Source organism: Pseudoalteromonas sp. Angola-7, assembly GCF_028599255.1.
GTDB classification, from domain to species: Bacteria; Pseudomonadota; Gammaproteobacteria; order Enterobacterales; family Alteromonadaceae; genus Pseudoalteromonas; species Pseudoalteromonas atlantica.
Map to the genome: position 1 here is coordinate 1 of NZ_JAQREL010000008.1, position 20,712 is coordinate 20,712.

Sequence of the window (20,712 nt, forward strand, 5' to 3'; positions counted from 1 at the left end):
AGAAACATTAGTGCTCTCTGCCGAATCCGTATAGGCATTATTACCCTGAGCATTACTAGAAGCACTTGTGTTTGCTGGTGAAATAGTGGAATTAGCTGTAGTCGTGTTAATACCTTGAGACTCGCCAGCCGGCTGACTTGAAACATTAGTGCTCTCTGCCGAAGCCGTATAGGCATTATTACCCTGAGCATTGCTAGAAGCACTTGTGTTTGTTGGTGAAATAGTTGCATTAGCTGTAGGCGTGTTAATACCTTGAGACTCGCCAACCGGCTGACTTGAAACATTAGTGTTCTCTGCCGAAGCCGTAGAGGCATTATTACCCTGAGCATAGCTAGAAGCGCTTGTGTTTGCTGGTGAAGCAGTGGCATTAGCTGTAGCCGTGTTATTACCTTGAGAATTTATGAGATTGGCAAGTCCAGGTACGCCAACTGCAAACGCAGATACTCCCGTTGAAAGAGGAACATTGCTGTTGCTAAATAAAGCATTCGATGCGTTTTCCTCTGTAGCTTGAGTTGTACTAGGAACATTTCCACCTTGATCATTGCTAGAAACAATAGCGTTTGCTGGCGAAGTAGTAACATTAGCTGTAGGTGCGTTATTAGCGCTGCCGTCTTTGCTGGTTTCAGGAGAATTAATAGGAGTTAAATAGCGTGAACCTTGCTCATAACTATATGACTGTTTTTTTTCATCTTGGTAAATAAATGAACCATTCTCTTCTTGAGACTGTAGCGTATACCTATCAGAACCAGATTTAAATGTAGCTACCGGTGAGCTACTTTGACTTACTTCTTTAGGAACATCCACATTACCTGTCTTATCTATTTTATTATTATCTGTATAAGGTGCTAGTGACGTTAATCCCTGCTCTTTATATGCTTCGCCAGCTTGATCTAGCATTTCATTCATTTTTTCTTTATAAAGAGGCAAATGCCCAGTATTTGGTAAACTATTAACAGCTGATCTTATTTCATCAGAGTTTTCATAAACACTTCTTAATAGGTTGTTATTGCCGCCACTGAGCATTTTATCTTTTTCTATATCACTTAGATATTCACTATTGTAACCATTACTTTGAACCTCATGAGAGAGTAGCTTACCTATATCAGATACGGCCAAATCGGTATCATATCCACCATTATTTTCCTGAACAATGTCTTTAACAGCTTCACCAAAAGAACTTATTTCGGGGTTAGCGTACATATTGTCATTTTGGTAGCTTATGCCATCACCAAATAGGCTACCTTTATCGGCTTGCTCAATACCTTCTCTATACGATTTATTTGTATTTGCTAAATCTACAAGTGAAGATTCATAAGGGAATTGTGATCCAACTGTACCACCTTGACCAGCCATTAAGCCAACGGCATCAACAGCGGAAGGGACGCTAAATCCATTTTTACCGCCCATATCCATAACGTTATCAATATCCTGACCTAACTCGGTCTCACTTAAAGACTGCTCAACGGCTTGAAATGCCAGTGTGCTACCGCTAAATTCATCAAGCTCGCCAGCACCTAAACCGACTATCAATGAATCATTACCGGACTGTGTATTGGTTAAATAATCGGCTGCATGTGACATTTGGGCCATTGATTTCATATCTTCAAAAGAGGCATTACCGCTATTTATGCGGCCAAACATATCTTGTACATCTGCTGGTGTTTTGGAATTAAATAGTTGCACACCATCATAAACAGTCTTTTCATCGTAACCTAAATCCGAGGCGCGACTTGCAACAAATTTAGCAAATTTATCATCTCCTAGTGTCGCATTAAAAGCCCACATAGCCCCATTTAATTCACCGCTTTGAATTCGATCAATTACCTCTTGTTGCTCACCACTAAATAATGAGAATCCTTCTACGCGCTTGATAGCATCCGCTTGCTCTTCAGTCATAGCGCCATACTTTTCTTTAGAGTAGTCACTTTCTGAAGGTACATCGTTAACAAAATCACGATTAAGATTTGACGTTATAATTTTCTTTTCTGCGGCATTAGCATTAGATGTATCTATATCAAGACCAAGTAAATCTGGTTTAGCATTAGAAACTATACTTCCTTCTTCGGTTGCTTCATCTAGCTGCCGATATGAATCAGTCATTAATTGCAACGCATTAAGCTGTGAATTAGTTGCGTTATTTCCTTCAGCATTTTGTGTAACCACTTGCCCCCAGTCTGCAAGCATATCCGCTTGATTGTTGACTTCTGAAATAGATTTAGGTTGCTTAGCTAAAGTGTCATCCAGTATAGCCATCATAGATCCGTAACCAGCTTGTCCTGGCCCAGCTAATTCAGCTCCCTCTGCTTGATATTTGTCTTTTATATAATCTTTTTTCTCCGATATTGAGCCACCAGCCTCATCGCCACTTAATAAGTTAACCTGCTCATCTGATAAACCATCTATGTATGAGCTTAATGCATTGTCGTCTACAAGGGGCGCTAACGCTTCATTATTCAAGGCTTGGCTAAATTTAAGACCATTACTTGATTGGTACATTTCATTTAAATTAGACATAAGTTCACGAGATTGCGCTATTTGCTCTTGTAATTTATGACCTTTATTTAAAGACTCTTGGAACGCATCATTTGTAAGATTTGACTTACTAACATCATAAGAGGTTTGTTCGCTAGAAGTTGTTTGGTTTCTATGGTTTTTTGATACATCTTCCAAAGCAGATAAACCTGTACTATCTTGAATACCAAAACGTGATAGATCCATATTAGATAGTGTTGAAGAAACACCAGCCGATAAACCACCTTTACCAACGCCGGGTAATCCGCCTCCCATTGAGCCACTTGCTCCCAATTGACCCATGATCGCAAATGCGGCTTGTGATGCAGCCTCTGATGTTACACCTTCCTTATTATCAAGTGATCTTTTAAGGGCGACTGCTTTTTCTGCAGTATTCATATCGCCCCATGATTTATTAGTTGAACCTGATACAACATCTGAATTTTGCTCTAGGTGTGACATTGCCGTCGCGGCTGTCTGCTCATAGGCTTGGGTGTTTGTTTGTACATCTCTTTCTGCTATTGCAGCTGAAGTACCTAACGAATTGTTAATACCAGAATCAATACTAACATCAGCAAAGCGACCTGAATTACTGGTTTTAACATTCAACTCGTTTGCACCGGTACCACTATTGTATGTATTACTATGAGTACCCATACTTTGTGTACCCTCAGACCAAGTGCTTGATAATCTTGGAGCCATATTAGTACCGTCAACGCTACCTTTACCCGTCGGATTAATAGAGCTCATAACGCCCATCAATGAATGAACACCGCCGTAAAGTAAAAACATCGCGAGCATTGGAATGGCTGCGGTTAATGCAGACGCTACACCTAAAAACCCTTCAACTTCGGCTACTACTGCAGGAATAGCCCCCATTGCAAACGGGTCCATATTGGCAAAACCAGTTGATACAGAAAAAGCCTTTTCAGCAGCTTTGTACGTAAATAGATCAACAAAAACTTTAATAAATCCCCATAGATTAACAAACAATATGAGGTACATATATTTACCAATCATGGCAAAACCGGCGCCGCCCATTACAGATAAGAGAATCATTACAGGCCCAATAAAGAATGTGAACATTTCGAAAACTGAAATCATTGGTATCATATAGTTCATGAACAAGGCACGCTCACCAGCTTGTTCATACAAACGCTTCTGCATCGATTCAAATACCATTTTATTCACCCATGGCGAATCTTGCCCTTGTAACGCTTCATAAGTATGAAAAGCCAGAAAACGACCTGCCATTACTTCATATGGATTAGGTGCGGCCAAACTGTTTGATGTTAAAAGGTTATATGCAGCAGTTATTGAAGACGGATCAACACCACGCGCGCCATAATAACTAGCAACCATATCTGGGAACTTACCATTTTTGAGGTGGTCATATATTTGGTTATAGGCCAAGTTACATGATGTGTACTCACCATCAGGGCTATCATTTAAATATATTGTTGTGTAGTAATCAGGGTAAGTGACTTTAATTTTGTCAATGACCTTATCTATTCTAGCTGCATCTAGTCCTCCCATATTTCCATTGGCATTACCCGTACTTAACTTTTGATCTGGTATATAGCAGTCATTTATATAATTTTTGATTGAAGTCTTAAAATCATAACTACCCGGTTTATCTAATGAGTTAACTACAGGTGACATTGGAATAGAGTGCAACCTTACAAGTGCACCAAGAGGATCAGCGGGTGCATTAGTACCCATGGATGGAGTTATGAAGTTATTTGCTGCTATATCACGTAAACCACCAATTAAGTTGGTTCCTGCCCATGATGGCACTGCCACTAAGAATGGTACATTTGATACAGTTCTCACCGTAAGTGAGTTACTAGAAACTGATTGTAAATGAACAGTGAAGCGCGGCGATAAAGGGCCAACAAACATAACAAAACCCATTACGCCAAATACAAACTCTTTAAAAGGGTAAGGCGAACGCTCCGGGTCTAAAATATACTTAAAGTATGATAAAAACAGGGTTAAGAATATTAAAATCCCAGCACCAGTTTGTATTTGTTCATAAGTTGAGCCCGAATTAAACATACGAGCAACGGCAACTAGAGTGTCATTCGCAAACTCTAAATCACCTTGTAAGTAAACATTTAAGTCCATGATTACCCCTTAGTAAGTTTAGTTAAGGTTGCAATTTGCACTACAGTTTGGAGGGCTTGACTACTTTCTTCATTACTTACATGTATTCTTTCACTTACTATCTCATACTTTTTAGTAAACTCTTGGTATGCAATTTCATACTCCTTTTTCAACGATGTGCCGGATTCATACATATTTTCTTTAGCCGAAGCGGTCATAGAGTAGACTTTGCTAACTTGAGAATAAATTTCGTCGTTTATTTTTCTCATCAGCAATGTCACAGCATAATTAGCAATATCGTTAATATTTATATGGTTTTCTTTGGCAAATACTGCCCAGCGTACATACGGAAAAGAAAAAACTTTTACAAAATTCTTCTCATCGACGGTAAGAGGTGTTTGAGTCAAATATTTTGCGAATATACCTGGGTTAGCATCATCCCCAAGAAGCCTTGCTTTTACTATCATTTCTAACGGAGTGAAATCTATTGTTTCAGTTTCTACATTTAAACAGCGAAAGTCACCGCCGGTAGCTGTATCTTCTTCACCACATGATCTAATTTCGATAGGAACAGTTGTTTTACCAAAAATAAAATCTGAATAATTAGCCGGGCCAGTGTTATCAACATCAGGCTCTGCTTCGACATCAGTAGTGCCATCAGCAAACTTTATGACTTTGCTACCTAATAACGTCATTAGCATTGAGGCCATTTTTTTGTGTGGTGTATCACCTTTAAAATCAAGTGATTCTAAAAATGGCGTTGATGAAGAAGGCTCTAGTAAGCTAACCGCCTGATACACCGAATTACCCTCAAGTGAGAGTTTTCTAGAATTTACATCTTTTTTCTCATTGGTATTATCATCACCTATAATAGAACCCGCCCAACTACTGACGGTACCAATTTTTGAAGCCGTCTTTGCACTAATTAGAGAATCTTGCATCATTAACTTATCTTCGCCAACATATTCATTATTAGCTAAAAAATTCTGAGTATCAGCGCAGGCATTGCGCGCCAATTCATTTAATCGTTGTAATTTATTTTGTAAGTTTTCCATTTCTGCAGCGCATGTTGAGCAAATATTGTTTATAGCTAACTTGAAAAAATAGGCAGCAGCACCTTGAGCAACCGCTCGACCAACTTGAACCAGCTCATCCCCTGAAATCATCCCAAACGAGCCGCCGTACATATCAACGCCGCCGCAACCTACTGATGCCGAGGGCATTTCTACAGATATTAGGTCTATGCTTGGCTGATTCCAACGGGCAGAGAACTGACCTAGCCCCCAGTTATTTCCTCCAGCTACGCTCACATGATATGGGCCTAAGTCATTTTGATACGAATCAAATAAATCTTTCATTCCTGCATTTGCGTTAATAGAACTTGTTAATAAGCAAAAGCCAACAACAATTCCAATTTTACTTAATTTCATCATTATTCCCCTGAAAGAGAGTTAAATAGTTGTGCACCAACTGGTTTTGAATCGGCTAATTTTGATTTAAGTATTTCAGCTAAATAACCAGGATCATTTTCGATTAGTTCAGCGTCCGCAAGCATGGTGCCGTCGGTGTCAGTTAATACGTTTATTTCACGAACGTTTTGAGTTAGTTGGTATTGCTCATCTGTAATTACATTTTTCAATCGTGCAGATAAAAGAATACGATCTTGCATTAGAGGTAATGTGGTTAGTCCTTCACCTATCTTGGTAAAGCCAGAGCCATCGTTTAATGCCATAAACATGGTGGGAGTAAATGTAACGCCAAAACGTTCAGCTACATTCGTCTTATCAACTACAACTTCCATATCATCCATGCCCGGCAACACAGAGCCATCCATCGAGATAGCTAGAATGTTTACACCAAACCGTATGTTCAGCTCTTTCAACAAAGGCAACTGCTGTTTGCAGTAAGCGCAGTTAGATGAAAAGAAAAACCATATATGTGTTTTTTCATTGATAGAGTCGAGAACTTGACTGATAGATCTTTTAGTTTCTTCTTTAAATACGTTGAGAGAAAACGAAGACATGGGACGTCTCTTTGTTTCATCTAATTCTGACTCAAACTGATTAAACTCCGTTGCTTTAGTTGCAAAACGAGAGCTAATATCAAGCATATATCGCTGCGTATACAAATAACGAGCAAGGTTTTCGCGTGTGGGATTATTTATGGCCGCTTCTTGGTACTCTGGAATTTTTGAACGTAACCATGCAACATCTAACCGAATTTTATCTCCTTTTTTCTCATCTTCAGTTTTTTGTTGAGTTGGGGTAGGCGGTTTTTCTTCTTGTGGTTTTTCTTCTGGTTCAGTCGGTGGCTCTTCAAACCAATACCAACCTCTAAACTTATCACCATAGAAAGTAGGTTCAGCTGATGCGTGAAAGCACATAGCAAGTAATAAAGCTGTGAATATAGTAGATTTCAAAATGACCCCCTGTGTTTAATAGAGTCATTTTCTTACTTTACCTAGATATTACGAAATAATAGAGAGCATAAATAAGGCGCCTCTACGCTTTTTTAGTTTTTTTGTGGCAGTTTTTGAAAAAAGAGGCTAGGCCTCTTTAATAATCATAGAAATTGAGAAGGAATTTCACATATTGAAATTGAGTTTGGCCTGACATCATCATGTAGTTTGTTAATAAAGTAACCTGCATTTCTTTCAAATTTGAATTTATACCATGGTCGAGAAGCGCCCATTTGATTTGTATATAATTTTGCACTTGTTGCAAAATCAGTTTTAACCTTTAAAAGTTCATCCGTAACATCGCCCTTCAAGCGAGTACATTTAGCATTTACTTTTACATCATTAAAATTAAAGTGAAATCCAGACAATTCTTGATTTAGGTTAGCAACAATTAAAGCCAAAGAGGTTGGTTTATTTTCCTGTAGTAACACACCAGCAAGGTAGTGATTTTCACTGGCGCTTTTCAAGCCTTTATTAATAACTGCCGCTTGGTCATTACCAAGTAATTTAGTAAAGTTAATGCTGATTTGAGACTTATAGGCAGGCATTGAATTTAGCCATGCACTAGCCTGTACTGGCACAGTAGCCAACATAACTAATGATAAAAAAGATTTACGCATAAAAAAACCAATACTATACTCTATTGAATTGTATAGTATTGGTTTTCAAACATTAAAATCAAACTTTTTAAACGAGTCTCTTACATTAAAATTCACATTTGCTTTTGTTGAGGTAAATCAGCAAAATCATAGTCATCATTTCTAGACTTAGCTGCATATTCAAAGTCAGTAACATCAGATGAATTAGCGTACTTTTGTTTTTCACATTTTAATAATGAGCTTTCACATGAGGCACACAAATCGAAGCCTGCATTGTAATCGAAATGAACCACGTAAGATTTAGAGCAGCATTTACACTCAGGAATAATACCAACTACCTGTTCACGCAATAGCGGGAAGAAATAGAAAATTCTTGTAGGGTGTATATGCGATTTAGGATAAAGGGCATTATAAGCATAATAAATGTTTAGTAACTGAACAGCTGTAATAGGTTTGTCTAGCTGTGAATCTTTATACATTTTTTTGTATAGATACAGTATCCTATCACCCATCAAGCGTCCCTCTAAAGACTTCAACCATCCACCTTGGCCACGACGGAACTGCCTTGCATAAGGCATATCACTCCAGTAATGCTTAATATCTTCTTTTCTTCGGTGCGCCAAAGCATTAAGTATTTTCTTTTCGGTACCGAGAGCTGCCAATGCACAAATGGCTATCTCATTTTCATAAAATTTTCTTTTTGTAATAAATTCCATTTATTCAGTCTCCAGAGGAAAAAACATGGTCTATAGAACCAGCTTTAGGCCGGTTAGGTACCACTGACTCGATGGCGCGGGTTAAATGTTCACCTGAACAGGAAAGTTTGAATAACGGTATACGTGAGTCTGCTTTTTTTAAACGGGCAATATCTTGAACCTGTGCATTTTTAAGAGCTGTTACTAGACCTGCATCAAGACTAAGCACACCCTCTATATCGCAATCCATATCAACTAACGATTTAATAATTAATAATAGCTCAATATTACAGCTGAAGTAGTTGTTTACTTGTTCAGCGAGAGAATTACCATTTTCAAGCATTGTCATATATCCGTTTAAAATTAATCAATGAATTTCAATTATAGGTATAATATTTAAACATCACAATAAAAAATAGAATGTGTTTTGTCAAAAAATGTGAAAGACTTTTTATTGAATCAGGGTTAATGCCAATAAATTCAGTTACTTATGCTGCATTAAACATAACCGAATAACACAAAAAAATAAACCATATCAAACATGAAGTTACGTGGGGGAGGGGGTTTGAACCCCCATTCTTGCATTTGGAGGTATAAACTTAGTTGTTATTATAATTGAAATCTTCTAGATTTAAATTACTATCTTCAACATATTTATCTAAATAGCTTAACAAGTCTATTTCATTATCAGTGATTTGCTCATTTTCGCTGCTACCTACGTGTTCGTTGGCATTATCAGCTACATTTTGGTTTTCTGTATCAAAACTATTGTTTGTATTACTTATATGAGTATTTCTATTAGCTACATCAGCATTTGGATTGTTCTCATTAAATGCTAAGTTAAGAATAGAGTTTTTAGTTACAAGCTGCTCATAGAGAAGGCCTTGAATTGCCAACCTAATTAACTCATTCGGATAGCCAGATAACTGAGAATCATTAACCAAATGAATACCAAGTTTACTTTCTCTTTTTATTCTCGCTGTTACTTTAATGATACTACTCATATATTAACCTCTAACTACTTGCTTTCCAGCAAAGAACAACCCCTCAACAACGGTAGTTAAATTATTTTCTAGTACAATCATTTTATGATGTGGGTATTGCGCTCTAATAGCTGGTTCAAATGTTCTAATAGGTCCACCAAATAAAACAAAATAATCAATATCATCTCCGCTACCTACTACGTTTCTTACATAATTTGCAGCTGTACTTGTTGAACTATTTATATTACCTGTAACGTCATATTCAATACCGAGCTCATTATCTTCTTTTTTACAAATTGGGAATGGGTAATCATAACCTCTAACCCTTAACTTTCCATTTGTTTTCCAAAAAGCATCATCCACTAAGCGTCTTGATAAGTTGTTAGTTAATGAAAAAGCTTTTGATAGTGTCGGTATAATTTCATTCAACACAGTTGAAAAGCCGTTCTCAGTCGCACCACTTCTTTTTTCTATTGGCGTTAATCCACGAGATGTACATACATCTAGTGTTAAGTATCCGGCATCGACACAAACGACGTTTGCTGTTTTAAAGTTTTTTTCAAATTCATGCTTAGGCAAGCTTGTGGCATAAGAAACTAACCCAGCCACAGGTTGTGGCAACACCATCGTCTTTTTTACTATTCGTTGTTTACCACCTTTGAAATCATGAACACCCTCAGTCAGTTTTATAAGCTCATCCTTCTTTGACCAATGATTTACAGGAAGGCCAACAACAAGTAAATCAATGACGCGATCGTTCATAAGTGAAAGGCAGCCTTTCAGTAGAGCTTTATATTGTTTTGAACCAACATAATGATCACTTAAAACATCATCAGAGTCTTGGGCACTTAAATAAGCATCAGGCCCAACTTCGAAAATATCGCCATCAATATCTACCTCTACCGATTCACGCTTACCAATACCCATTTCAGCCTGACCTATTCGGCTCTCATTTACACGCCCAACAGAAGAGCTAAACGTTTTGATCACTGGTTTATCATCACCTGACACAGTAAAACTTACAGTTCCGAACCCAACTTCAGCTGCTCTCACAATCTTCTTAGCCATTATTTACACTCCTATATGGTTTATTCAGGCAGAGAATACACCCGGCAATTAAAAGCTTTAAATATTAGAGCACCCAAAAACAGCACCTCTAACCATGTTTATACATAATTAGGTTACTTATTAGTTGGGGAGCGGAACGAAAAATACACACCAATACAAAGGAGCGGCACGAAAGTGGCACAAAAGCGGCACAATGCGCCACTACGCATTTTTTGATGTTGGTTAAATTGTTCACCCAGTGCAAGTTGGAATGAAAGCGGCACGAAAACGGCGAATTATGGACTGAGAGCTTGATAATAGCGTCTAAATTGAACACCTACGGCGAATTGGAACAAAAGCGACACAAAAGCGGCATAAAAGCGGCCTTACCTATAAAAACATATAGATTATCTCAATACTAAAGTGAACTTCGTGCTGGTGGGTTGGCACACCCAGCTATATGCATGAGATGGTGAGCGATGAAAGCAATTCCCATATCAATAATAAAAAACTACCTGCAATTAATAGTGCTCTACTCAACAAACTGCCCGCATTGATACAACGACATTAATTTAGAGACACCACAGTAAACTTCATTTATTTCAAAATAAAATCCAACCAAATAGTAAGCTACCAATCAAAAAAACTGCCCTCAATTAATAGGGTGAGAATTTTTTAGCACCCTTTTTAGGGCGTAAATTTATATTTAATGATATTTAATTTTCAAAACTGCCCGCAATTAATAGCAATTACAATAAAACTGCCCCTAGGGGGCAGTTTAATCAGCTTACCTATACTTGCCAAACAAACCATGAAATGAATACAAACCAAAGAATAAATTAAACCCTAATTAATTGAGGGCATTTATGAGAAAACCGCCCTTTTAGGGGCAGTTTGTAGAAACTGCCCTCAATTAGATTTTAGGGCATTTCTTATAAAGTAAAACCTCCCCGGTAGGGGCTGTAATTTACAGCGTGCATTTAGACCCTCTCTATTTTTTTTCTCTTATAGATAAATGCGAGAAAATAACAGCACCATAGAAGCAAGAGTTTTAAAGAATGAACCCTGACGCATTTGAAGTTCGAAAGTATTTAACAGTCAAAAAAGACGATCTAGCTCTGCAGCTTGATTCGTTAGTGGATGGATACTGGTGTACTTGGCGAGATACTAATAGACAAATAATAAGCCAAGCTGCAAACCCAGACCGAAACGATAAAGTTGGCAAGGTTGCACCGAGCATTCGCATATACAAAACCAAAAACCATAACCGAGTAACGCTTAGGTGGAGAATTTACGAAAACAGTTGGGCAAGGCTCAATGTTGCTAAAAGTAATAAGCAGACGCTTCGATACGCCAAAGAACTCAAGCGGAATAAAGATGGCACTACAAGTAGATTCCAATTGGTAAAAAATGCTGAAAGTTGGGAGGTTGAATTAATTGACGAATTTCTAGTTAAAGCAGAACCGATTATCACGCTTATAAATATTATTCATCAAAGCTTAAAGCTACTAAACAACTCAAAAAACCTAGAAACTAAGGAAGAGCAAAATGCAGAATAAAACTCAAAACTATAAACCACCTAAAGCTGTAAATAATGGCAATGCCGCCATCGCCACCACAAAACATACCGGTAAAATGAAAACAATCATTACCACTGTGCGATATGAAACTGATCACACTCATTCATATTTAAAGCTTAATGAGCACAAGATATTAAATGCATTCGAGCGCTTAGCTGCAATTTTACGTATGGCAAAATCGTCTAGCGATGCGTACACAAGAATAAGTGAGTGGCATAGAGATATTAATTTAGGGGTTGCCCAAGCTCAGTTGGATATATTCCATGAACACCGACTAGAGCGTGAGAAAAGCTTACCGGTTATGGATGAGTTTACAATTAATACTCCAGATGACTACACCATGCAATTTGAAGTTTCGCACCCTGTAGGACTTTCAATTACTCAGTTAATCATGGCCGTGGACAAAGAGTTAAACGCAATAGAAAAACTATTTATGTGTGGCGCATTGGATGACCTTGAGTATGCAGAAGCATGCAGACAGGCCGCAGCAATTGTTACTGGTGTTACTAGCAGAATAATGAAAGTGACTTCGCCAGGTAAACGTAAAGGTGGCCAATTTTACCCACGATACTATTTGGAATTTTTACGTGATCCACACTTTAACATGCTTTCGTTATGTGGAATCCCTCACGATATAGCAAAAACAATACTCACTGACGAACAAATAGCTTTACTTGATAAAGCCAATAATGAAGACAGTGAAAACAAGGTAGCCTAATGTCATTTGTATCTACAATGAAAATGCTATTGGGTCTACCCACTTCTAAAACTCTTAATCACAGTAACGTAGAGGTGCTTAAAGATAACCCTAAGCCTATCCAATTACAGACCAATGTAACTGGAGAAATTTATTTGGATATTTACAACAGGCCGGTACACGACGCTGAAGCACAGTTTTACCCACCAAAAGTAAATGGTCTTAGCGTATTTTGTGTAGATGCGATTTTAAAGCGCTATAAGGACCAAATTATAGCGCTTGAACAACACGTTGATATTGGGTTTCACAGAACCACAGAGGATGGAATTAATCTTTTTGAAGCCCGTTATTTGAGTGTAATTCGCAAGCTAGCAGAATATGTGCACATGCTTCCAGCATCGGAATACCACCACCATTCGCAACCAGGAGGGTTATTCCGACACTCACTAGATGCAGCTTTAATAGCTTTGCGTAAGGCAGACAACCAGCTGCCTCCCACTGTGGGTAAAGTGGACTTAGATGCACAACGTCGTATCCGTTATATGTATGCAGCATGGGTAGGGGCGCTTCTACATGATACCGGCAAAATTCTGACTGATATGCAGGTAAGTGCTTATACCATTTTTGATGATGAACAAAATATGTGTGTGCCAATCGCTAGTTGGAGCAAATCCATTAAGCCTTGGGTACCACAAATTGAAACTCTAATTGAATGGGCTACGCGCAATAAAGTCGAACGATACTTTGTTCACTTTAGAGCTTCGCGTGTACACAAAGAGCACGTATCTTCAGGCGCGACTCTTTTACCTCACATACTAAAAGGTGAGGGATTAGAGTTTATTATGGACTCACCAGATGACTTATATAGCAATCTAACGTCTGCACTTAATGGTTATGCTCACATTAATGGATACCTTGCCACTGCAATTCGTTTTGGTGATTCAGTTTCCACAGCTAAAGATGTAAAAACAATGGCAACATCAGCTTTTGGTAACTTAAAAAAATCAAGAATGATGTCTATTGTCGATACGATGCGTAGCCTTAAAAGCAAGTGGAATTTTAATGCGCAAAAAGGCCATGCATTTGTGATTGGAGATTGTGTTTTCATTCGCTGGCAATCAGCGTTTGATGGAATTCTCAAAGCTGCACGCGCTAATCAGCACGACTCTCTACCAAATGACACAAAATCACTATTAGGAATGATGGAAGATTTTCGAATAGTAGAGCCATTCGATAAAGATAATCGGTTTGCGCTATTTGCTATAGGCAAGTTCACTGAGAAAGATGTAATCGACATTATTGACGAAAAAATCAGCATTAGTTGGATTGAATTGATCAAAGTAGTGTATCGCGAGTGGATATATGATTCTGACCCAGTACACCCAAATTTAGAAGGTTTACTTTACCTAAGTACCACAAACAAGTATTTCATAACGAAAGAAGATGGGAGCTTTACAGAGCTAAGCTTTGACACTACAGAACTGAACATAGAAAAAGAGACGGTAATTGAAGATACTAACGAACTGCATGACAAAGTAAAAATAAGCCCCGCTAAAAATTCTGTATCAGTTAAAACTGAAGCAACCCATGTTAATAAAAATGCCGGTACCACAAAAACAGAAAATACTGCACCGTCTCAAGGTGAACTAAATGCGGGGAAAAAAAATAAAGACACGCCCAAAAAGACGAAAATGCAAAAGCCTAAAAAACCGGAGAAGGCTAATGTTACACCAATACAATTTGAGAACAGCAGCGAAACCACTGCAGAACAAGCAACACCTTCGGCACAAAGCGAAAAGGTTAATCCTACGCCACAAAGCGAACGAGCAACACCTTCGGCACAAAGCGAAGAGGTTACTCCTACGCCACAAAGCGAAAAGGTTAATCCTACGCCACAAAGCGAACGAGCAACACCTTCGGCACAAAGCGAAGAGGTTACTCCTACGCCACAAACCGAACAGGTTACTCCACCAGCCTTGGAGAAAGGTAAACGCATTACTCAAGACTATGTTTTGCAAATTAATAATAAATGGTACGTAGACGTTAACAAGTACGTTAAAGCTTACGACACTAATCAAATAGAAGCTGGCCAAGCGCTGTTAGATAGAGGCTTTATACGGCAAAAACTTGGTAGTTCCTCTCTTGCAACCCTTGTACGCCGTCAAAAAGGGAACTCGGTTGTTTGCTTTGAACTAACACCTTTAGGCAAGTCCACATTAATGGGCTCTGTAAAAAGCAGTGTAGAAAATACAGAAGGTCTTAGCTCTAAACCAAAAGGGGTGACTACCAAGACAAAGGTAACAGCCGGTAAAGATGAATTAAGTCTAACGTCTAGCGACAACACAGAGTTTGAATTCACAACAACAAGCATTAAAGGAAGTCTTGGCGAAATCCTGTTAGCTCATAAAATTAAAGTGGCAGGAGGTCCAGAACAGATAGATATTGTATTAAAAGACGTTGCTTTAGCTAGCGACTCACACCGCTCTTTTATAAAGGGAATACGAATAAGCAAACTCATCCAATTAATGAAAGCGCGCTATAAGCATAACGTAACAATCAATGATATGAGTTCATTTTCCATTCAAGTCCACATACATGATGTATCAAATACTGAGGTGTTCAGTGAGTAGCAAATATAATAGAACTGATGGAAGATACGTTGAATTTCTATTTCGACCTATCTATGAAGTTAACACAGCAATTGCTTATGGCATTGGCGCCATAACAACTCCATTTATGACGTTAGGAGCGTTTCAACCTGGAGCAACAATATCATTCGGAATAGCCGGGGTTTTGGCTGGTGGAAGTTATTTATATGCCAGAAAAGCAAAACCATTAATTCAAAGGCAGTTAAAGCTTAAATTAAACAAAAAAGAGTTCATGGATTGTCAAACCTTGCGTGAAATTAACTCACTGGAGGCGAGGATAACCAATGATAAATTTGTTGATCCAAGACACAACTTCATGGGCTATGGGTTTGAGTGGGGTTCAGAGCATGCGAACCGTATTTATCAAGTAATGAATATGGACTCTAAGTTAACCGACATAAAATTGCCTTTCTTCATAAGGAGTTTAACTAATGCCCACCAGCATGAAACTGAAGAGTTAGGTGGTAAGCCATTTATACACGCTGTTGGTGATGAAACGGAAATTAAAGTAGTTGAAGACACTTACTTTGGCCACACACTTATATCAGGAAACATAGGTACAGGAAAAACCACACTATTACGCTTGCTTAGCCTTAACGCTATTCATATGGGCGCTAAAGAAAGTTCAGCTCGTTTCAATGTCAATGAGCAACAAAGTAATAGCAAACACGATGGTAAAACAAAAAATAACAACAAAGTAATCGTCGTTATCGATCCAAAAAACGACACTGATTGGAAAGAGTCTATCAAGCAGGAAATGGAACACTTGGGCTATGGCGATAGGTTCTTCAGTGTACACCCTGCAGCACAAAGTGAGTCATGCCGTATACCTTTACTGAAAAACTTTGTACGAGTCTCAGAAATTGCAGACCGTGTAGCCCCTCTTATGGGCACCTCTGGTGGCAGCAAAACGTTTGAGGACTTCGCCTACGAGCAGATAACATTTGTCGCTGCAGGAATGGAGTACATAGGTACACCGATTCGATTAACTTCAATCCAGAAAGCCTTATCATCAGGAAAAATAGCCTTTTGTGAAAAGGTGTTACGTGTATTTTTTGATAGGACACTTGGCCAGGACTATGAGATACGCTTGAACATGGCAGAGTACATGAAGAAAGGTGTCGAGCCATGGCAAGTTATGAGCGAATACTACAAAGCACGATTAAGTGAAACAAACGAAAATGCCGCTATTTTGGGGATAATCCAGTTAATAGAACATCCATCTGAGCACTTTATAAAAATGATCACGTCGCTGCGTCCAGTTTTAACAGCTTTGACATCAAAGCCTATGGATGATTTGTTCTCACCAATAGATGACCCAGAAAGTGAAGATGAGAGACGCATTGTTGATTTAGATAACTTAATGGAAAAGGGTGGATGCCTTTATATCAGTTTAGATTCAATGACCGACAATAAAACGGCAGGTTTCTTGGCACGTTTAGTAATGGCTGAGATAGCAGCAGTATCAGGTCGTAGATATAACAACAATGATAAGAAAGCATCACGAGTTGCCGTATTTTTAGATGAAGCTCATGCGGCACTAGAAAACAATGACAGTCTTTTAAACCTATTAGCTGTAGGACGCGCATCATCTATTGAGCTTTACCTTGCCACACAAACGATAAGCGATATAGCAGCAAAAACAGATGAACCTACTGCCAATAGGGTTTTAGGTTTATGTAATAACTTCATATCGTTTAGGACAACAGATCCAAAAACGCAAGAGTATGTTGCGGCACAATTTTCAAAGACAGCAATAACCAAAGTTCAGAATCAAAGTGCGTCTGGAGCATCAAGTAGCGAGAGTATATTTAGCTTCAACTCTATGCATGGCGAACGTTCAGCAAAAGAAATGGATGAATCATTTCCAATGGGGCTTATGGGTGACCTGCCTAAGCTTCAGTATATAGCGCGCTTAGCAGATGGAAGGAAATTAAAAATGAGGTTACCGATAGTAATAAATAGTAAGCCAGAGGAGCGTGCTAAATGGTTATAGAAAGTTGGTTAAAGAAAAATTTTAGTCCGCTTACTGCAGAAAAAGAATGGTCATCCCTGAATGATATAGAAAAGCAGCAAATAAAGAATGCAATACGTTTACGCTTAGACGATAAAATTTGGCGCAAGCTTTTATCGTTATGCAATAAAGATGAAAGCATATTTGAGCTCGCCCGGAACATAGCAGTTTATGTAGGTTTAGATACAAAGATCTACACTGAGCGCCTATTCAGCTTGATAATGAATCGCTTAGTGAGTGAGCTCACTGATTCGTCAATAGAAAGCCAAATTCATGCATTTACTGAAAGCATATATCCAATCACTTACGCAAAGATTACGGGCAGACCAAAAGGGCAGACCCAAAGGGCAGCGGTCACGTGGGATTTTACTCAAGGTAGTTTAAAGTCATGGAGTGATAACTCAAACTTCGACTCAATATCGACGAGCCAATTAGAAGTAAAGTTAGAGTACCTGCGTAAAGATGAAGTTGGGTTGCTTATTTTATATAAGTTCTTTAACGCTGAATCTATTTTAAAGTTCATGAGCACAATCAAAATGAAAAAGCTTCAAAGTAAAGCTCAAAGGGTTGAGGCAATTGGATACAAGAACATACAGATGCAGCTAGACGCAATAGATACCATCAACCCGGCAGTAGTAAAAATCTGCAACAGGGTTAAGGATTTTATGGGAGATGTGGATTTATTTAATAGAGGCCTACCCACTTACTACAACATAATTACATCGTCGCTAAGCGCCTATTACGCAGAAGCCGAACTCCAGGGGCAGTCATCAGCATTTATAATTTTTTGTGATTATATTTCAAATCAAATAAATCAATTGTGCTGCATGAAAATAGAATCGAAAGGACAGAGTTGGGATTGGACTGCGGAGAGCTTAAGAAGTTGGGTAAGTAAGCACCCAACGGGTAATTCAATTACCTTACAAACACCGACAAGAGAAACAAATAAGAAGCTCTATTTAGCATTTAGCTTATTAGTATTCTCACGGGCAGATTTAAGTATTTGGGGAGTGCCGGCGGTAGGCAGAAAAGAAGCTGTATTTTGGGGTGATGCGCTATGAAGACAGCTGTCACGAGTAAACATACACGTTTAGAGGTAATACTGCTGGTGTCATCAATATCAATAGCAGCGATGTTGCTTATGTTGTTGCTCACTGATTCAGAAGAATACAAGTCAAGTGTACTGGATGAGTCATATCAAGTTAAAAACGTGATTTCACAGAATGATTGGACAGTGTTACATAATGAAACATTGGCTCTTCAAGACAAATGGGTCAATGAAAGCGGTTTATATAAATGGTTTCTTTCAAAGTTAGTGCCGGAAAAAGACACCGAATGGGATGGTGTAGTTGGCAGTACCATGCAAGAGCGATTGGCTATTAATGGGCAGATACTGGCTTATCAAATCGCCTTACGTGTAACCATGTTTAAGTATTGGTTTTTTGTATCACTGCCACTTTGTATTGCATTAATTTATGGCTCTATTAATAAGTATAAAGCAAATGCGTACAGGCTAGGCGGAGCCAAGCCCAACTTGGTTCGCTTATATATAAAAATCATTTGGATTTCTTTTTGTTTATTTACCTTTTTCATGTTGGCCCCCAACTTTGTAGGTGGTGCCTTACCATACTTTCCATTTATTTATTTAATAACAATATCTCTGTTGATTTCAGGGATCATACGTAACTTCCATAAAGGCACTAGCTAAGATGATTAAAAATTTATTGAGAAAATCCAAAATAAAGAAAACGTCAATTGAAAGGGTTGAGCCCGAAAACTTAACGCAGGCAATTTCTCAGTTAACAAGCACTGTTGAATCGAAGCTAGGGCCGGTAGCCAAAGCGTATTCATTTTCGCAAGTATTCAAAACGTTCATCCTTTTTGGCGGGTTCATTACAGCGATATTAATAAACTGGAAAACAGATACGTTAGAAATTAAAAAGCCTAAATATGTGTCACAAATTAAGCTTGAAGGGGAAATGACCGATGCTGGTGGCGGCTCTGGATACAATTTAGCGAAGGAAATTCAACGTGCTGATGCAGATGAAAATGCTAGCGCTATCATGCTGTTAGTTAACTCTGGTGGGGGATCTCTAGTACAAGGCGAAACAGCATACTCATTTATAAAAACCTATACAGAAAAGCCTTTATCAGAACGAAAGCCTCTGTATGTAAGCATACAAGCAGTATGCGCTTCAGCTTGTTACCAGGCTATATCACCAGCAGACAAAATATATGCACATAAAAGCTCAATGGTCGGCTCAATAGGTGTACGCATGGACTCATGGGATTTTACCGGGTTAGCAGAGAAGTTAGGGATTAAAAAACAAATTTTAACTTCCGTGCAGAAAAAGGTACTTATTGATCCATTTAAACAGCTGAACGACGAAGATGAGCAGCTACTAAGAGATGCTTTAATGATGCCAATGCACAATAACTTTGTCTCGGCAGTATTAGAAGCCAGGAAAAATAAGCTAGAAAACGATCCTAATTTGTTTAATGGAATGGTTTGGCTTGGAAATGACGCACACGCTAAAGGTTTTATCGATGGTATAAGCAGCACAATAGAAGTTGAAAATGAGCTAATGGAGATAACAAACACCAAAAACGCTAAATCATTCAACGCGCAAGGGTTTAGTTTAAGTCGTTTATTAGGTGGGATTTTATAAATAGAAGGTTACAGTTGCGTTTTTAACCCTCTCTAAAATTTATAAAAAAGAAAACATCGCGTAATAATGATTTTGCTGAGAATGAATAGAACAACATTAAAGGTGCTTCTTTAAATTTGCACAGTTTAGAGTGGCCATTTTAGTACGCTCTAAAATTTTTAAATTAACTAACAACAGTGAATAATCACTTTGAAATTTACAACACTCATTAATCGGAGATAACCATGAGTATAGCAATAGCAAACATCGAAACTATGAACAAAGTTGAGACACCTAAAAAAACAAAATACTTTATGATCGCTTTAGCAGTAGCATGTGTGATTTTTTCAACATTAGCGCTTGCTGCAGGTAGTGGTACAGAGTGGAACACGATTTATACGACGTTTGATGGTTGGGTAAAGGGTATTCCAGGTAAAACAATATCACTACTTGCATTCTTTTACTCTGTTTACAATATCACTCAGCAAAATTACACAATGGCCGCTGGTGCATTCCTTGGCGCAGTATTAATGGTTAACGCTGGTGCAGTTCTAGACTTAATCTTTACTGCTGGTATCCCAGGCCTTTAATAAAAACGTAGTTTCCCCTCCTAATAAAAAAGGCTCTTCAAAGAGCCTTTTTTATTGCCACAAATTTATTACAGATAGCAAATACACCCTCTGTATTTTTATGAAATCCCTCTCTGACGATAAATAATACCGCATA

Annotated in this window: 16 protein-coding genes; 8 read left to right on the plus strand and 8 right to left on the minus strand. The window is 38.3% G+C overall.

Annotated elements, in window-relative coordinates:
* The 8 genes from PSH50_RS11965 to PSH50_RS12000 all read right to left on the minus strand — a co-directional run.
* Positions 1-4,638, minus strand: a 4,638-nt coding sequence (locus tag PSH50_RS11965; protein WP_273609647.1) for a conjugal transfer protein TraG N-terminal domain-containing protein, incomplete at its 3' end; no start/stop codon positions are given.
* Positions 4,639-4,640: 2 nt separating this feature from the next.
* Positions 4,641-6,050: a conjugal transfer protein TraH gene (locus tag PSH50_RS11970; protein ID WP_273587671.1), complete on the minus strand. Its 1,410-nt coding sequence runs from the start codon at positions 6,048-6,050 to the stop codon at positions 4,641-4,643.
* Positions 6,050-7,000 carry a conjugal transfer protein TraF gene (gene traF, locus PSH50_RS11975; protein ID WP_273609648.1) on the minus strand — a complete coding sequence of 317 codons (951 nt, stop codon included), beginning with the start codon at positions 6,998-7,000 and terminating at the stop codon, positions 6,050-6,052. The genes PSH50_RS11970 and traF overlap by 1 nt, the downstream gene beginning before the upstream one ends.
* A gap of 179 nt (positions 7,001-7,179) precedes the next feature.
* Positions 7,180-7,695, minus strand: a complete 516-nt coding sequence (locus tag PSH50_RS11980) for a hypothetical protein (protein WP_273587673.1) — start codon at positions 7,693-7,695, stop codon at positions 7,180-7,182.
* Positions 7,696-7,787: 92 nt separating this feature from the next.
* Positions 7,788-8,390 (minus strand): hypothetical protein, encoded by a 603-nt coding sequence (locus tag PSH50_RS11985; RefSeq protein WP_273587674.1) that lies wholly within the window; start codon positions 8,388-8,390, stop codon positions 7,788-7,790.
* 4 nt (positions 8,391-8,394) lie between these two features.
* Positions 8,395-8,712, minus strand: coding sequence for a hypothetical protein (locus PSH50_RS11990; protein ID WP_273587675.1), 318 nt, complete (start codon positions 8,710-8,712; stop codon positions 8,395-8,397).
* Positions 8,713-8,968: 256 nt separating this feature from the next.
* Positions 8,969-9,373, minus strand: a complete 405-nt coding sequence (locus tag PSH50_RS11995) for a hypothetical protein (RefSeq protein WP_273587676.1) — start codon at positions 9,371-9,373, stop codon at positions 8,969-8,971.
* A 3-nt stretch (positions 9,374-9,376) separates the two neighbouring features.
* A complete protein-coding gene (locus PSH50_RS12000) occupies positions 9,377-10,420 on the minus strand; it encodes a hypothetical protein (RefSeq protein ID WP_273587677.1) in 1,044 nt (347 codons plus the stop codon).
* Positions 10,421-11,457: 1,037 nt separating this feature from the next.
* On the opposite strand from PSH50_RS12000, the gene PSH50_RS12005 reads away from it, so the two are divergent.
* From PSH50_RS12005 to PSH50_RS12040, 8 genes are all read left to right on the plus strand, one after another.
* Entirely contained in the window at positions 11,458-11,958 is a 501-nt protein-coding gene (locus tag PSH50_RS12005) for a conjugative transfer protein MobI(A/C) (RefSeq protein ID WP_273587678.1), read from the plus strand.
* Positions 11,948-12,697 carry a hypothetical protein gene (locus tag PSH50_RS12010; protein WP_273609649.1) on the plus strand — a complete coding sequence of 250 codons (750 nt, stop codon included), beginning with the start codon at positions 11,948-11,950 and terminating at the stop codon, positions 12,695-12,697. Before PSH50_RS12005 ends, PSH50_RS12010 begins: the two co-directional genes overlap by 11 nt.
* The gene (gene mobH, locus PSH50_RS12015; RefSeq protein ID WP_273609650.1) at positions 12,697-15,306 is read left to right on the plus strand and encodes a MobH family relaxase; all 2,610 of its coding nucleotides are present in this window, start codon (positions 12,697-12,699) and stop codon (positions 15,304-15,306) included. The genes PSH50_RS12010 and mobH overlap by 1 nt, the downstream gene beginning before the upstream one ends.
* The gene (gene traD, locus PSH50_RS12020; protein WP_273609651.1) at positions 15,299-17,320 is read left to right on the plus strand and encodes a conjugative transfer system coupling protein TraD; all 2,022 of its coding nucleotides are present in this window, start codon (positions 15,299-15,301) and stop codon (positions 17,318-17,320) included. Before mobH ends, traD begins: the two co-directional genes overlap by 8 nt.
* On the plus strand, positions 17,311-18,399 hold the full coding sequence (locus PSH50_RS12025) for a hypothetical protein (protein ID WP_273609652.1): 1,089 nt from the start codon (positions 17,311-17,313) through the stop codon (positions 18,397-18,399). The genes traD and PSH50_RS12025 overlap by 10 nt, the downstream gene beginning before the upstream one ends.
* The gene (locus PSH50_RS12030; protein ID WP_273587683.1) at positions 18,396-19,046 is read left to right on the plus strand and encodes a hypothetical protein; all 651 of its coding nucleotides are present in this window, start codon (positions 18,396-18,398) and stop codon (positions 19,044-19,046) included. Before PSH50_RS12025 ends, PSH50_RS12030 begins: the two co-directional genes overlap by 4 nt.
* Position 19,047: 1 nt before the next feature.
* Entirely contained in the window at positions 19,048-20,007 is a 960-nt protein-coding gene (locus PSH50_RS12035) for a S49 family peptidase (protein ID WP_273609653.1), read from the plus strand.
* Between the two features lie 224 nt (positions 20,008-20,231).
* Positions 20,232-20,576: a hypothetical protein gene (locus tag PSH50_RS12040; protein ID WP_273587685.1), complete on the plus strand. Its 345-nt coding sequence runs from the start codon at positions 20,232-20,234 to the stop codon at positions 20,574-20,576.
* Positions 20,577-20,712: the final 136 nt, after the last annotated feature.

Bases quoted from the DNA above. Each gene is read 5' to 3' on its own strand.
- PSH50_RS11970 (WP_273587671.1), bottom strand. From the start codon at position 6,050: ATGATGAAATTAAGTAAAATTGGAATTGTTGTTGGCTTTTGCTTATTA.
- traF (WP_273609648.1), bottom strand. From the start codon at position 7,000: ATGTGCTTTCACGCATCAGCTGAACCTACTTTCTATGGTGATAAGTTT.
- PSH50_RS11980 (WP_273587673.1), bottom strand. From the start codon at position 7,695: ATGCGTAAATCTTTTTTATCATTAGTTATGTTGGCTACTGTGCCAGTA.
- PSH50_RS11985 (WP_273587674.1), bottom strand. From the start codon at position 8,390: ATGGAATTTATTACAAAAAGAAAATTTTATGAAAATGAGATAGCCATT.
- PSH50_RS11990 (WP_273587675.1), bottom strand. From the start codon at position 8,712: ATGCTTGAAAATGGTAATTCTCTCGCTGAACAAGTAAACAACTACTTC.
- PSH50_RS11995 (WP_273587676.1), bottom strand. From the start codon at position 9,373: ATGAGTAGTATCATTAAAGTAACAGCGAGAATAAAAAGAGAAAGTAAA.
- PSH50_RS12000 (WP_273587677.1), bottom strand. From the start codon at position 10,420: ATGGCTAAGAAGATTGTGAGAGCAGCTGAAGTTGGGTTCGGAACTGTA.
- PSH50_RS12005 (WP_273587678.1), top strand. From the start codon at position 11,458: ATGAACCCTGACGCATTTGAAGTTCGAAAGTATTTAACAGTCAAAAAA.
- PSH50_RS12010 (WP_273609649.1), top strand. From the start codon at position 11,948: ATGCAGAATAAAACTCAAAACTATAAACCACCTAAAGCTGTAAATAAT.
- mobH (WP_273609650.1), top strand. From the start codon at position 12,697: ATGTCATTTGTATCTACAATGAAAATGCTATTGGGTCTACCCACTTCT.
- PSH50_RS12025 (WP_273609652.1), top strand. From the start codon at position 17,311: ATGGTTATAGAAAGTTGGTTAAAGAAAAATTTTAGTCCGCTTACTGCA.
- PSH50_RS12030 (WP_273587683.1), top strand. From the start codon at position 18,396: ATGAAGACAGCTGTCACGAGTAAACATACACGTTTAGAGGTAATACTG.
- PSH50_RS12035 (WP_273609653.1), top strand. From the start codon at position 19,048: ATGATTAAAAATTTATTGAGAAAATCCAAAATAAAGAAAACGTCAATT.
- PSH50_RS12040 (WP_273587685.1), top strand. From the start codon at position 20,232: ATGAGTATAGCAATAGCAAACATCGAAACTATGAACAAAGTTGAGACA.